The organism is Cupriavidus taiwanensis, from assembly GCF_900249755.1.
Classification (GTDB): Bacteria; Pseudomonadota; Gammaproteobacteria; order Burkholderiales; family Burkholderiaceae; genus Cupriavidus; species Cupriavidus taiwanensis_D.
On sequence record NZ_LT976853.1, the window covers coordinates 2,160,919 to 2,173,722 of the forward strand.

A 12,804-nucleotide genomic window follows, 5' to 3' on the forward strand; every position below is an offset into this window, starting at 1 on the left:
GCGGCCGCTCAGGCCGCGGCCGTATCCCGGGCGCGGCGGTACGCTACCCAGTCGCCGCTGTCGATGCGCGGCAGCGCGGCGGCCGCGGCCTCCGCCACCGGGTACAGCAGGCAGGCGACGGGCTGGCCGTTGTGCAGCACCGCCTGTTCCTCGCGCACGAACAGCGTGGCCTGGCCGGGATAGACCTCCTCGATTTCATCCAGCACCGGCAGCAGCGCGTCGGCAATCTCGTAGATATCGCCGGTCACCGGCCCGCCGCCGGCATCCAGCACCAGGCCGGGATAGGTGCCGAAGTCATAGAGCCGGCCGGCCACGGTGCCGGTGCCCAGCAGCGTGGGCGCGGCAATGCCGTGGCGCCGGGCCGCGGCGTTCAGGTCGTTGACCTCGCCGGCGCGCAGCGTGCCGTAGACGAAGACGCGCGGCATGCTCAGCGCTCCAGCTTTGCGTCGGCAACCAGGATCCCGTCGTCATCGACATAGATCCAGTTGCCCGGCCGCACCACGGCACCGGGCATCTGCACCGTGACCTCGCTCTCGCCCACGTTGCGCTTCTGGCTCTTCTGCGGATGCGCGGCCAGCGCGCGGATGCCGATGTCGCATACGTCCAGCTCGGCGGTATCGCGGACGCAGCCGTTGACGACGATGCCGACCCAGCCGTTTTTCTCGGCCAGCAAGCCCAGGTTGCCGCCCACCAGCGCGCAGCGCAGCGAACCGCCGCCGTCGATCACCAGCACCCGTCCCTGCCCCGGCGACTCCAGCGTGGCGCGCACCAGCGAGTTGTCCTCGAACACCTTGAGCGTCGCGGCGGGGCCGGCAAACGCCGGCTGCTTGCCGAAGGCGCGGAACACCGGCGCCATCACGCGCAGCGTGCCGTCGGCAAGGCGGTCTTCATGCGCGTCGCACAGGTCGGTGGTGACGGGCTTCATCTCGGGTCTCCTGGTCGGTAACAAAGAATGCTGTCGGGCCGCGCGGCGTCACGGCTTCTGGCTGGCCAGCGCCTGCGCCCGGATCGCGCTCAGCGTGGTGCGCGGCGTGATCACGTCCGGGTCCACCTGGATTTCGATCAGCGTCGACACCGGCGCGGCCAGCGCCTCGCGCAATGCCGGCGCAAAGGCCTCGGTCGTGGTCACGGTGGCGCCGCGTGCCCCATAGGCGCGCGCCAGCGCGGCAAAATCGGGATTGTGCAGCTCGGTGCCGGACACATGCGTCGGGTATTCGCGTTCCTGGTGCATGCGGATGGTGCCGTACATGCCGTTGTTGACGACGATGATAATCACCGGCGCCTGGTACTGCATCGACGTAGCAAGTTCCTGGCCATTCATCAGGAAGCAGCCATCGCCGGCCAGCGCCACCACGGTGCGCTGCGGGAAGGCGATCTTGGCCCCGACCGCCGCCGGCACGCCATAGCCCATCGCCCCGCTGGTCGGCGCCAGCTGGCCGCGGCCGCCGCTGGTGAACGGGCGATAGTGGAAATAGCGGTGCAGCCAGCCGGCATAGTTGCCGGCGCCGTTGGTCACCACCGCGTCGGCCGGCAGCATCTGGTCGAGCGTGCGGATGACTTCGGCCATGTCGACGCCCTGCCCCGTGAACGGCGGCGGCTGCAGGTAGCGTTCGTAATCGGCATGCGCGGCTTCGGTCCAGCCTTGCCAGCGTGGCGCGGCCGGCGGCTGCAGTGCGGCCAGGCGCGCGGCGATGGCCGGCATCGAAGCCTGGATCATCAGGTCGGCCTGGTACACGCTGCCCAGCTCTTCGGCGCCGGCGTGCACATGGACCAGCGTCTGCGCCGGCCGCGGCGCCGCGATCAGCGCGTAGCCGCCGGTGGTCATCTCGCCCAGCCGCGGGCCGATTGCCAGCACCAGGTCGGCGTTGCGGATGCGCTCGGCCAGCGCGGGGTTGATGCCGATGCCGACATCGCCGGCGTAGTTGGGATGGCGGTTGTCGAACAGGTCCTGGCCGCGGAAGGCGCAGCCCACCGGCAGCGCGAAGCGCTCGGCAAAGGCCTGAAGATCGGCGCAGGCCTGCGGCGTCCAGCCGCTGCCGCCGGCCAGCACGAAGGGGCGCTCGGCGGCGTTCAGCATGCCGGCCAGCCGCGCCAGCTCGGCTTCGCCGGGCCAGGCCATGACGCGCTGGTAGGCCTGCAACTGCGGCACCGCGGCGGTCTGCGCCAGCATGTCTTCGGGCAGCGCCAGCACCACCGGGCCGGGGCGGCCCGAGGTGGCGGTCTGGTAGGCGCGCGCGATGTACTCGGGGATGCGCTCGACCCGGTCGATCTGCGCCACCCACTTGGCCATCTGGCCGAACATGCGGCGGTAGTCGATTTCCTGGAAGGCCTCGCGGTCCATGAAGTCGGTGCCGACCTGGCCGATAAACAGGATCATCGGCGTCGAGTCCTGGAACGCGGTATGCACGCCGATGCTGGCATTGGTGGCGCCGGGCCCGCGCGTGCAGAAAGCCAGCCCCGGGCGGCCGGTGAGCTTGCCGTACGCTTCCGCCATCACCGCGGCCCCGCCTTCCTGGCGGCAGACGATAAAGCGCAATCGGTCGCGGCGGCGGTGGAAGCTGTCGAGCACGGCCAGGTAGCTTTCGCCCGGCACGCCGAAGGCCAGCTCGGCGCCGTGCGCCAGCAGCGCGTCGACCAGGATATGGCCGCCCGGCAGCGGCGCGGCGCGATCGGTGTCTTCAGGCTGGGTGGCGTTGGCCGGCGTCATTGGCATGGGAACGTTCCTCGGGCAATCGGATTGGCAACCGGATCGGGATAGCGGCGGGCTGGCCGGGCTAGGCGGCCTCCGCCCGTGCCGCCGCATGGCTGCGCGAGCGGTTGCCGTTGCCCACCGTCACCGCGGTGAAGATCGACAGCAGCTGGAAGCCGCCGATCATGAAGAAGACCCAGGCCGGCAGCCTGGCATCCATCAGCGCGCCGAAGAACAGCGGACCGCAGGCCAGGCCGATATCCAGGCCCGAGTAGACCACGCCGTAGACGCGCCCGGTGGCGCCGGCGGGGGCGGCCGCGCGCACCAGCAGGTCGCGCGACGGCCCGGCGGTGCCGGCGCCGAAGCCGATCACCCCCATCAGCACCGGCACCAGCAGCGCCGGCACCAGGTTCAGGCCCACCAGCACCGCCATCAGCCCCGACACGGTAAAGCTCACCGCGATCAGCCGGTCATGGTTGCTGGTGCGGCTGGCGGCAAAGCCGCCGACGATCATGCCGCCGGCGCTGCACAGCATGTAGACCGTGTACGACGCCGTGGCCAGCGTGAACGGCATGCCGTAAAGGTAGGTCAGCGCGGTCGGCGCAAAGCTCTGGATGCCGGCGGCGGAGAACGTCGTCAGCAGGAAGAAGCCCCAGCACACCCACACCTGCGGCAGGCGCAGGAAGCCCAGCACGCTGCCGCCCGCGGCCGCGGCCCTGGCGGCGGGCCGGCCCACGGCGCCCTGCACTTCGCGCGGGTCCAGCACATGGCGCAGCGCCACCAGCACCGCCAGCACGATAAAGGCCACCGCCGAAGCCGACGCCAGCGCCACGCGCCAGCTGGCCAGGTTGGCAATCGCCACCAGGAACAGCGGCGCCGCCGCCCAGCCCAGGTTGCCGGAAATGCCGTGCACCGAGAACGCATGGCCCAGGCGCGGCTGCGACACATGCTTGTTCAGCAGCGTGAAGTCGGCCGGATGGAATACGCCGTTGCCCAGCCCCGCCACCGCCGCGCCGAACAGCAGCCCGGCATAGCCGCCGCTGGCCGACAGCAGCAAGGCCGCCGCGCCCAGGCAGGCCAGCCCGCCGAACAGCACCGGCCGGGCGCCGAAGCGGTCGACCACGAAGCCTGACGCGGTCTGCACCACCGCCGAGACCGCGAAGAACACCGTCATCAGCAGCCCCAGCTCGGCATAGCTGAGCCCGAACTCGGCCTTGATCCACGGGAACAGCGGCGCCAGCAACAGGTGGTAGAAGTGCGAGACCCCATGCGCCAGCCCCACCAGCCCGATCACCTGGGCATCGTGGCGAAGGGAATTGGACGTGGGTTCGAGGGCGGCGGTGGACATGGCGCGGGCGGTCGGAGGGGCGATGCGGTGGGCTGGGCGGCGGGCAAAAAAAATACGGGCCGAAGCCCGCATCATAGAGGAAAACCCCTGCCCGCTGCTGGCAGGTGGCGGCCACGCCGCCCCGCTCCGGGGCGATCCCTGCCCTGCCCCGCCCTCACATCTGCTTGAACAGGTGCGCGTACTGGCGCGCCACCGGCAGCAACTCCGGGCGGTCGCGCAACCGCAGCGACAGCCGGCCCAGCGACTGGTTGACCGCGCTGGCCACGCAGCTGATGTTGACCACGGTGCCGCGGTGCACCTGCCAGAAGCGCTCCGGATCGAGCTGCTGCGTCAGTTCGCGCAGGCTCGTGCGGATCAGCGCCTCGCCGGCGCCCGAGACCACGTTGACGTATTTGTCGGTGGCCTCGAGGTAGATCACCTCGTCGACCGGGATGATGCGTACCTCCTGCCCCACCAGCGCCTTGATAAAGCGCAGGTACTGGCGCTGCGGCGCGCCGGGCCCGACGTTCTCCAGCGACTCCAGGCGCGCCAGCAGCTGGCCGAGCCGGTCGGTATCGGTCATCGCGGTCATCGCGGCCACCGCTGCCGCCTCGTCGCCGTCCTCTGCATCGGCGGGATCGGCCAGCCTGGCCTTCAGGCGCTGCACGGTCGCCTCCAGCCGCTCGCGCTGCACCGGCTTGAGCACGTAGTCCACCGCGGCGCGCTCGAAGGCCTCGAGCGCAAACTGGTCGTAGGCGGTGACGAACACCACCAGCGGCGGGGCATCGAATTCGATCAGCTCGCGCGCCACGTCCATGCCGCTCATGCCCGGCATGCGGATATCCAGGAAGGCCACGCGCGGCTGGTGCTCGCGCGCCGCCGCCAGCGCGGCCACGCCGTCGTGGACCACGGACACGACCCGGGCCTCGGGCCACAGGGCCGCCAGTTCGGATTCGAGCACGCGTGCGAGCAGCGCTTCGTCGTCGGCAATCAGCAGGGTCGGATTCATGGGGGCGTGGGGACGTGGGGGGCGTGGGGCGGTAGCAGGTTCGTGGCACGGCAGGCGCACCGGCACGGGCGCGGCCTGCAGCGCTTCTTCTTGTCAGGCGAACGGGCAGCCAGTGCGCGTCAGATCCGCGGCATGGCGGGGGCGGATACCGGCATGCCCTCCGGCACGGCGGGGGCGGTCTGGACCACGGCGGGCGCTTCGGCCGGGCGCTCCAGCGGCAGCGTCAGCCGCACCACCACGCCGCGCGGCGTGTTCTCTTCCATCTGCATCGAGGCCGCCGCACCGAAGATGCGCGCCAGCCGCTCGCGCACATGGGTGATGCCCAGCCCCGAGCCCTTGCCCGAGGCATGGCCGAAACCCACCCCGGTATCGGCAATCACCACCTGCACCGCATTGTCGCCGGCGGCGCGCGCCGACAGCCGGATCTGGCCGCCGATCATGCAGGGCTCGATGCCGTGCGTGACCGCGTTCTCCACCAGCGGCTGGATCAGCATCGGCGGGATTTCCACCTTCGCCAGTTCGCGCGGCAGGTCGATCTGGTACGAGAGCCGCTGGCCGAAGCGCATCGCCTGGATCTCGAGATAGCTGCGCAGCAGCTCGAACTCCTGGCGCAGCGTGCATTGCTCGGCGCGGGTATGCGCCAGCGACATGCGCAGGAAGCCGATCAGCCGCTGCAGCAGCTGCCGCGCGGCCGGCGGGTCCGTGGCGATCAGCCCGTCGAGGTTGGCCAGCGAGTTGAACAGGAAATGCGGCTCGATCTGCGCCTGCAGCGCCATCAGCTGCGCCCGCACCAGCTGCTTTTCGGCTTCCTCGCGCTGCAGCGCGTCCAGCGCCGCCTGCCGCTCCAGCGACGCCAGCTTCTCGCGCGACCAGTAGAAATAGATCATCGACGCGGCCGCCAGCATGCCGACCACCAGGCACATGCGCAGCATGCCGCCGGCCTCGTCGGCCGACTTGGGCGGCAGGTCCAGCACCACGCGCGTGGCCCAGCTGCCGAACACCACGCCGGCCGGCACCGCCGCGGCGGCGAGCAGCAGGAACGGCCAGCGGCGCGGCCGGTCGTTCCACCAGATCACCACGCGCGGGATGTCGATCAGCACCCAGATCGACAGGCCGATCAGCTGGCTGTAGACGAAGTTGTGCCACAGCGAGCCGCCGGTCTGGAAGCCGTAGTTCAGGCTGATGGCGATCACCGAGTTCATGCACAGCACGAACAGCAGGTCGCGCCCGAGGATATTGAGCCGGGACGGGATGGCGGTGCAGGCGTGTGAGAAGCAGCGGTCCATGGGGTTCATGTTAGCGCGGCTTTCGCCATGCGCAATACAGCAGGTGATGGGTCGGCCACGGGTGCGTAGGCGTACGTACGGGTGCGTCAGCCGCCCTGCCCGGTCGCGTCGCCGGAACGACACGCCGGCGCCGCGCCGCGGCAGGCCAGCGCGCGCCACCATTGCCCGGACAGCACATAGCGCGGAAAGGTGATCCACTGCTCGGCCAGGAGACGGCCGGCGATGTCGGCGGGCCCGGCAAACGGTTCCGGCGCATGGGCTTCCAGCCGGTGGCCGCGCCCCTGCAGCGCCATCGACATGCCCATGCAGACCAGCCCCAGCGCGATCGCCGGCAGGTTCAGGCGCAGCAGGCCATAGAGGCCCAGCACGGTGCCGGCCATGAACATCGGCACGGCCACGATATGCAGCAGCAGGTTGCGGGGATGCTGGTGGTTGCGGGCATAGCCGCGCCACTGCCAGCGCAGCAGCGGTTCGTCGTCGCGCATGATCGTCTCTCTCTCCCTTGCCCGGTCCTTGCTGACCGGCGGCCGCGCGCAAACTTTGTTGCGCTGCGGTACACGTGCGGCACCAGCCGGAACGCCGGCTCGGGCACGTGCAGGGAATGTACCCCGGGGAGGAGGCTGAAGAAAGTCTCTTGCGACGAACGGCGGGCACGGGGTGCGAACGGCACCGGGCGGGTGCGGACGGCGTGACCTGCCCGCCCGCCGGGTGCGGCCGCCGCCGCGCGACGGTTCAGGCCGCCAGCGCCTGGCGGTCCTGCTCGGACAGCGCGCTGGTCACGGTGTCGCGCGACAGGTGCGGGGCAAACATATTGATGAAGGCGTGCGCATAGCCGCGCAGGTAAGCGCCGCGGCGCACCGCCACGCTGGTGGTGTTGGGCGCGAACAGGTGGTCGGCCGAGATCCGCACCAGCCCGGAGTCCTTGCGCTCGTCATAGGCCATCGAGGCGATGATGCCGACACCCAGGTCCAGTTCGGCATAGGTCTTGATCACGTCCGCGTCCAGCGCCGTCAGCACGATCTCGGGCTGCAGCCCGGCCGCGGCAAAGGCGCTGTCGATCTTGCGGCGGCCGGTGAAGCCGGCGTCGTAGGTGATCAGCTGGAAGCCGGCCACGTCTTCGAGGGTCGGTTCCGGCAGCCGCGTGAGCGGATGGTCCGGCGACACCACCAGCACGTGCTGCCAGCTGTAGGCCTCGAACGAGGTCAGCCCGGCCTCGGTCGCCAGCGCCTCGGTGGCGATGCCGATATCGGCCTGCCCGGTCAGCAGCAGCTCGACGATATGCGTGGGCGACGCCTCCTGCAGTGCCAGCGTCACATGCGGGTATTCGCGGCGGAAGGCCTGCACCACGCGCGGCAGGGCATAGCGCGCCTGCGTGTGGGTGGTGGCGACGGTGAGCCGGCCGGTGTGGCGGCCGGCGTATTCGTCGCCGGCCTGGCGCAGGTTCTCGGCCTCGAGCAGCAGCCGCTCGACGATGCGCACGATCTCGCGGCCGGGCTCGGTCAGCCCGGTCAGGCGCTTGCCGTAGCGCTCGAAGATCTCCACGCCCAGCTCTTCCTCCAGCTCGCGGATCTGGCGCGATACGCCAGGCTGCGAGGTATAGAGCGCGTTGGCGACCTCGGTCAGGTTGAACTGGCGGCGCACCGCCTCGCGGATCGAACGGAGTTGCTGGAAGTTCATCGTGCGGCCTCTGGTTTCTGGGTGGGGGCGTTGCCGTTGGCCTGCGTAAAGACGCGCAGCTGGCGCGGACGCACGGCAAGCAGCTCGCCTTCGCGGAAGCCCGCATGGCGGAAGCGCTCGAGCGGCAGCGCCACCTCGATCACGTCCTGGTTGTCTTCGCGCTCGAGCTCGAGCTGCGCCACCGGGCCCAGCGTCAGCGCGCGGCGCAGCGTCACGGCGATGCCGTCGGCGCCGGGCGCATAGCGCTCCAGGTCCAGGTCGTGCGGGCGGACATAGGCGACCGCATCGCCGGCGCTCTCGTGGCCGCTGCCGACCACCGGCAGCACCGCGTCGCCGGTGTGCAGCAGGCCGCCGCGCTCGCCCACTTCCAGCCGGCCATGGAACAGGTTCACGTTGCCGAGGAAGCCGAACACGAACGGCGTGGCCGGATGGTTGTAGACCGCCTCGGGCGAGCCGTACTGCTCGACGCGGCCGCGGTTCATCAGCACCACCTGGTCGGCCACTTCCAGCGCCTCTTCCTGGTCGTGCGTGACGAACACGCTGGTCACATGCAGCTCGTCGTGCAGGCGCCGCAGCCAGCGGCGCAGTTCCTTGCGCACCTTGGCGTCGAGCGCGCCGAACGGCTCGTCGAGCAGCAGCACGCGCGGCTCCACCGCCAGCGCGCGCGCCAGCGCGATGCGCTGGCGCTGCCCGCCCGACAGCTGCGCCGGGTAGCGGTCGGCGAGCCAGTCGAGCTGGACCAGGTCCAGCAGCGCATGCACCTTCTCGCGGATCTGCGCTTCGCTCGGGCGCTCGGCGCGCGGCTTCACGCGCAGGCCGAAGGCCACGTTCTCGAACACGCTCATATGCTTGAACAGCGCGTAATGCTGGAACACGAAGCCCACCTGCCGCTGGCGCACATGCTGGTCCGAGGCATCGCGCCCGGCCAGCACGATCTGGCCGGCGTCGGCGCGCTCCAGGCCGGCGATGATGCGCAGCAGCGTGGTCTTGCCGCAGCCGGACGGCCCCAGCAGCGCGGTCAGCTCGCCCTCGTCGAAATCGAGCGAGACATTGTCCAGCGCGACGAAATCGCCAAAGCGCTTCTCTACGTTCTTGACCTGGATGCTCATGATGCTTGTCCTTGCACTGATGTCGGCAGGCTTGCCAGCGGCCGCTCGGGCGCGGCCGCTTCGGTTTCCTTGCGGGCGCGGAATTCCACCAGCGTCTTGATGCCCAGCGTGACCAGCGCCAGCAGCGTCAGCAGCGACGCCACCGCGAACGCGGCCGCGAAGTTGTACTCGTTGTAGAGGATCTCGACGTGCAGCGGCATGGTGTTGGTCAGCCCGCGGATATGGCCCGACACCACCGACACCGCGCCGAACTCTCCCATCGCGCGCGCATTGCACAGGATCACGCCGTACAGCAGGCCCCAGCGGATATTGGGCAGCGTGATATGGCGGAAGGTCTGCCAGCCCGACGCGCCCAGCACGATCGCGGCCTCTTCCTCCTCGCTGCCCTGCGCCTGCATCAGCGGGATCAGCTCGCGCGCGACGAAGGGGAAGGTCACGAAGATGGTGGCCAGCACGATGCCCGGCACCGCGAACATGATCTTGATGTCGTGCGCTTCCAGCCACGGACCCAGCCAGCCCTGCGCGCCGAACAGCAGCACATAGACCAGCCCGGAGATCACCGGCGACACCGAGAACGGCAGGTCGATCAGCGTGATCAGCAGGTTCTTGCCGCGGAAGTCGAACTTGGCGATGGCCCACGCCGCCGCCACGCCGAACACCACGTTCAGCGGCACCGCGATCGCCGCCACCGTCAGCGTGAGCTGGATCGCGGCCAGCGCGTCGGGCTCGACCAGCGCTTCCCAGTAGGTCTGCACGCCCTTGCGCAAGGCTTCATAGAACACCGACGCCAGCGGCACGAATAGGAACAGCGTCAGGAACAGCACTGCCAGCGCGATCAGCGTGTAGCGCACCCATGGCGCCTCGCCGGTGGCGTCGAAGCGGTGATGGCCGCGGGCGTTGCCCTGCCCGCCCAGGCGTGCTGCGATTGCTCCGGCCATCTCAGAACTCCTTGTCCATGGTGGGCGCTTTGGGCGCCAGCGTGGCGGGCGCTTCAGGCGCCAGCGCGGCGCGCGCACCAGACTGGTGGCGGCGCGTCCAGGCCTGCAGCAGGTTGATCAGCAGCAGCAGGCCGAACGAGATCACCAGCATCACCACCGCCACCGCGGTGGCGCCGGCGTAGTCGTACTGCTCCAGCTTGGAATAGATCATCAGCGGCGCGATCTCCGACACCATCGGCATGTTGCCCGAGATAAACACCACCGAGCCGTACTCGCCGGTGGCGCGCGCGAACGACAGCGCAAACCCGGTCAGCAGCGCCGGCAGGATCGCCGGCAGGATCACGCGGCGGAAAGTCTGCAGCCGGTTCGCGCCCAGGCTGGCCGCGGCTTCTTCCAGTTCCTGCTCGACGTCTTCCAGCACCGGCTGCACCGTGCGCACCACGAACGGCAGCCCGATAAAGGTCAGCGCCACCACCACGCCCAGCGGCGTGAACGCGACCTTGATGCCGAGCGGCTCCAGGTAGCGGCCGATCCAGCCGTTGCCGGCGAACAGCGCGGTCAGCGCGATGCCCGCCACCGCGGTCGGCAGCGCGAACGGCAGGTCGACCAGCGCATCGATCAGGCGCTTGCCGACAAAGCGGTAGCGCACCAGCACCCACGCCACGATCAGCCCGAACACCGTATTGACGATGGCCGCGACCAGCGACGCGCCAAAGCTCAGTTGCAGCGAGGCCACCACGCGCGGCGCGGTGATCGCGGTCCAGAACGCGTCCCACGTCATGGTGAACGTCTTCAGGAACGTGGCCGAAAGCGGCACCAGCACGATCAGCGTCAGGTAGAACAGCGTGAACCCGAGCGACAGGCCGAAGCCCGGCAGCACGGTGAAGCGCTGCCGCGACGGGTTGCGCGGCGCGCGCGCGGCGCCGGACTCGGGCGCGCGGGGGGCGGCTGGCGGCGGCGTGTCCGCCAGGGAGATGGATGGAGGCATGTCGTCTCGTCTGTGAACGGTGCGTTGCCAGGGCCGATGGCCCCGCCGGCACGCCGTTCTTTATGACGCCGGTGCCTGTTGCGCCGGCCTACGAGACAGATTCTGCAGAGCCACTCTTATAAAAAGAACGAATCTTTATGAATTTTCTTAGACGATTTAGATATAAGGGACCGCGGAGGCCACCTCGACGCCCGCCTCCCAAGGGGTGTTCGAGCCACTTTCCGCGCCGGCATCGGCTGCCGTGTCGATCCGTTGCACCAGCGTATCCAGTAGCGCGAGGCCTTCGGGCCACTCGCCCAGTCCCGAGTCGGCATTGATATGGCCAAGATGGCCCACGTCGACCAGCTCGCTGCCCCACAGGGTGCCCCAGGAGAAGGCGGTGCGCTGCGGCATCCACGGGTCGTTGCGGCTGGCCACGAGAATCGTCGGAAACGGCAGCCGGTACGCCGGCAGCAAGCCTGCCACGCCGAACTTGTCCGGGTCCGCCGGCGCCACCAGCAACGCCCCGGCGATCCCCACCGGGTCCAGCGCCGCCTGGCGCAGCGCGGCCAGGCAGCCGAAGCTGTGCGCCACCAGCACGGCGCCGCGCGCGGCGACGCGCCGGGCGCGCATCACGCCCTCGGAAACACGCTCCGCCCACAGCGGCAGGCTCGGCCGCGACCAGTCGTGCTGCTCCACCCGCTGCCAGCCCGGGAACTGCTGTTCCCAGCGGCTCTGCCAGTGCCCCGGGCCGCTGCCGTGCAATCCGGGCACGGTCAGCACTTGCAGGTGGCGCGGGATTTCCGGCCGCACGGCGCGGCCCGGCGGGGTTCTGTCCGATTGCGTCATAGTGGCTCCTCGCTCAGTGCACGGGACGTGGTGGCATGGGACGCGCCTGCGGCATCCACTCCGCGCAGCCCTGCCGCGTTCACCAGCCCGCCGGCAAATGCGCCCTGCCCCAGGCCGATGCCGGCCGCCTGCAGGCGCTCGATGCTCTCGGCGTCCTGCAGGCGCCGCCCGATCAGCGTGACGCCGGCGCTGGCCGCGCTGGCACGCAGTCCGGACAGCTGGCGGTCGGTCCAGGTGCGGCGCATGTCCAGCTTGAGCCAGTCCGGCAGCGCATGCGCCATCAGCGCACCCGCCTCGGCCGGGTCCGAGGCCTGCAGGCTCACCGCGAAGCCGTTGCGCCGGTAGTTGCCGACCACATGCAGCAGCAGCCCCAGGTCATCGTTGGCGCTGGCCGGCACCTGGATCACAAAGCGCTCCAGCGGCAGCCCCAGCGACTGCAGCGCGCGCCGGAAGGCCGCGCCGTGGTCGTCGGCGACCGCGGCCAGCAGCCGGTTGTGCACGTTCAGCACCAGCTTGTGCTCGCCGTCCGCGGCAAAGTAGTTGATCGCATGCAGCAGGCGCGAAAGCCGGTCCAGCGACACCAGCGTGTGGTCGTCCGCCGCCATCGCGAACAGCTTCCATGCCGCCAGGCCGACGCCGTCCTCGGCATAGGTGTGGATGGAGCCTTCATGCGCCACCACCTGCCGGTCCGCCAGCGTGACCAGCGGCTCGAACGCGCTGGTCAGCGAGCAGTTGAAGAACTGGCCCTGCACCTGCCCGCGCGCATCGCGCCACAGTTGCCGGTCCGCCAGCGGCTGGCGCGGCAGCGCATCGAGATAACGTTGGAGCGCAGACGCTGCGCCCGCGGGTTCATGCACGCCTGGCATGGTGATCCTTGGGTTGACCGGGCCGTCCGGGCCTACGGTCTGATTGGTGATGGGCAAGCGCGATGGCAGCGGCGGCCTGCCTGCTCA

Annotated in this window: 13 protein-coding genes; all 13 read right to left on the reverse strand. The window is 70.1% G+C overall.

Annotated features, from left to right (window positions below; genetic code table 11):
- Positions 1 to 8 precede the first annotated feature (8 nt).
- On the reverse strand, positions 9 to 425 hold the full coding sequence (locus tag CBM2594_RS09850) for a gamma-glutamylcyclotransferase family protein (protein WP_116356672.1): 417 nt from the start codon (positions 423 to 425) through the stop codon (positions 9 to 11).
- 2 nt (positions 426 to 427) lie between these two features.
- Positions 428 to 925: a ribonuclease E activity regulator RraA gene (gene rraA / locus CBM2594_RS09855; protein ID WP_116356673.1), complete on the reverse strand. Its 498-nt coding sequence runs from the start codon at positions 923 to 925 to the stop codon at positions 428 to 430.
- 48 nt (positions 926 to 973) lie between these two features.
- The gene (locus CBM2594_RS09860) at positions 974 to 2,713 is read right to left on the reverse strand and encodes a thiamine pyrophosphate-binding protein (RefSeq protein WP_373457573.1); all 1,740 of its coding nucleotides are present in this window, start codon (positions 2,711 to 2,713) and stop codon (positions 974 to 976) included.
- Positions 2,714 to 2,774: 61 nt separating this feature from the next.
- Positions 2,775 to 4,037: an MFS transporter gene (locus CBM2594_RS09865; RefSeq protein ID WP_116356675.1), complete on the reverse strand. Its 1,263-nt coding sequence runs from the start codon at positions 4,035 to 4,037 to the stop codon at positions 2,775 to 2,777.
- A gap of 154 nt (positions 4,038 to 4,191) precedes the next feature.
- A complete protein-coding gene (locus CBM2594_RS09870; RefSeq protein WP_116356676.1) occupies positions 4,192 to 5,025 on the reverse strand; it encodes a LytR/AlgR family response regulator transcription factor in 834 nt (277 codons plus the stop codon).
- Positions 5,026 to 5,144: 119 nt separating this feature from the next.
- Positions 5,145 to 6,320 (reverse strand): sensor histidine kinase, encoded by a 1,176-nt coding sequence (locus tag CBM2594_RS09875; protein WP_116356677.1) that lies wholly within the window; start codon positions 6,318 to 6,320, stop codon positions 5,145 to 5,147.
- Between the two features lie 77 nt (positions 6,321 to 6,397).
- Positions 6,398 to 6,796: a terminase gene (locus CBM2594_RS09880; protein ID WP_116356678.1), complete on the reverse strand. Its 399-nt coding sequence runs from the start codon at positions 6,794 to 6,796 to the stop codon at positions 6,398 to 6,400.
- Positions 6,797 to 7,043: 247 nt separating this feature from the next.
- On the reverse strand, positions 7,044 to 7,988 hold the full coding sequence (locus CBM2594_RS09885; RefSeq protein ID WP_116356679.1) for a CysB family HTH-type transcriptional regulator: 945 nt from the start codon (positions 7,986 to 7,988) through the stop codon (positions 7,044 to 7,046).
- Entirely contained in the window at positions 7,985 to 9,097 is a 1,113-nt protein-coding gene (locus CBM2594_RS09890; protein WP_116356680.1) for a sulfate/molybdate ABC transporter ATP-binding protein, read from the reverse strand. Before CBM2594_RS09890 ends, CBM2594_RS09885 begins: the two co-directional genes overlap by 4 nt.
- The gene (gene cysW / locus CBM2594_RS09895) at positions 9,094 to 10,035 is read right to left on the reverse strand and encodes a sulfate ABC transporter permease subunit CysW (protein WP_116356681.1); all 942 of its coding nucleotides are present in this window, start codon (positions 10,033 to 10,035) and stop codon (positions 9,094 to 9,096) included. The genes CBM2594_RS09890 and cysW overlap by 4 nt, the downstream gene beginning before the upstream one ends.
- 1 nt (position 10,036) lies before the next feature.
- Positions 10,037 to 11,023: a sulfate ABC transporter permease subunit CysT gene (gene cysT, locus CBM2594_RS09900; RefSeq protein WP_116356682.1), complete on the reverse strand. Its 987-nt coding sequence runs from the start codon at positions 11,021 to 11,023 to the stop codon at positions 10,037 to 10,039.
- A 156-nt stretch (positions 11,024 to 11,179) separates the two neighbouring features.
- Positions 11,180 to 11,851 carry an RBBP9/YdeN family alpha/beta hydrolase gene (locus CBM2594_RS09905; RefSeq protein WP_116356683.1) on the reverse strand — a complete coding sequence of 224 codons (672 nt, stop codon included), beginning with the start codon at positions 11,849 to 11,851 and terminating at the stop codon, positions 11,180 to 11,182.
- On the reverse strand, positions 11,848 to 12,717 hold the full coding sequence (locus CBM2594_RS09910) for an EAL domain-containing protein (protein ID WP_116356684.1): 870 nt from the start codon (positions 12,715 to 12,717) through the stop codon (positions 11,848 to 11,850). Before CBM2594_RS09910 ends, CBM2594_RS09905 begins: the two co-directional genes overlap by 4 nt.
- Positions 12,718 to 12,804 lie beyond the last annotated feature (87 nt).

Excerpts from the sequence above, each read along its gene's own strand:
- CBM2594_RS09850 (WP_116356672.1), bottom strand. The coding sequence starts at position 425 with ATGCCGCGCGTCTTCGTCTACGGCACGCTGCGCGCCGGCGAGGTCAAC.
- rraA (WP_116356673.1), bottom strand. The coding sequence starts at position 925 with ATGAAGCCCGTCACCACCGACCTGTGCGACGCGCATGAAGACCGCCTT.
- CBM2594_RS09860 (WP_373457573.1), bottom strand. The coding sequence starts at position 2,713 with ATGCCAATGACGCCGGCCAACGCCACCCAGCCTGAAGACACCGATCGC.
- CBM2594_RS09865 (WP_116356675.1), bottom strand. The coding sequence starts at position 4,037 with ATGTCCACCGCCGCCCTCGAACCCACGTCCAATTCCCTTCGCCACGAT.
- CBM2594_RS09870 (WP_116356676.1), bottom strand. The coding sequence starts at position 5,025 with ATGAATCCGACCCTGCTGATTGCCGACGACGAAGCGCTGCTCGCACGC.
- CBM2594_RS09875 (WP_116356677.1), bottom strand. The coding sequence starts at position 6,320 with ATGAACCCCATGGACCGCTGCTTCTCACACGCCTGCACCGCCATCCCG.
- CBM2594_RS09880 (WP_116356678.1), bottom strand. The coding sequence starts at position 6,796 with ATGCGCGACGACGAACCGCTGCTGCGCTGGCAGTGGCGCGGCTATGCC.
- CBM2594_RS09885 (WP_116356679.1), bottom strand. The coding sequence starts at position 7,988 with ATGAACTTCCAGCAACTCCGTTCGATCCGCGAGGCGGTGCGCCGCCAG.
- CBM2594_RS09890 (WP_116356680.1), bottom strand. The coding sequence starts at position 9,097 with ATGAGCATCCAGGTCAAGAACGTAGAGAAGCGCTTTGGCGATTTCGTC.
- cysW (WP_116356681.1), bottom strand. The coding sequence starts at position 10,035 with ATGGCCGGAGCAATCGCAGCACGCCTGGGCGGGCAGGGCAACGCCCGC.
- cysT (WP_116356682.1), bottom strand. The coding sequence starts at position 11,023 with ATGCCTCCATCCATCTCCCTGGCGGACACGCCGCCGCCAGCCGCCCCC.
- CBM2594_RS09905 (WP_116356683.1), bottom strand. The coding sequence starts at position 11,851 with ATGACGCAATCGGACAGAACCCCGCCGGGCCGCGCCGTGCGGCCGGAA.
- CBM2594_RS09910 (WP_116356684.1), bottom strand. The coding sequence starts at position 12,717 with ATGCCAGGCGTGCATGAACCCGCGGGCGCAGCGTCTGCGCTCCAACGT.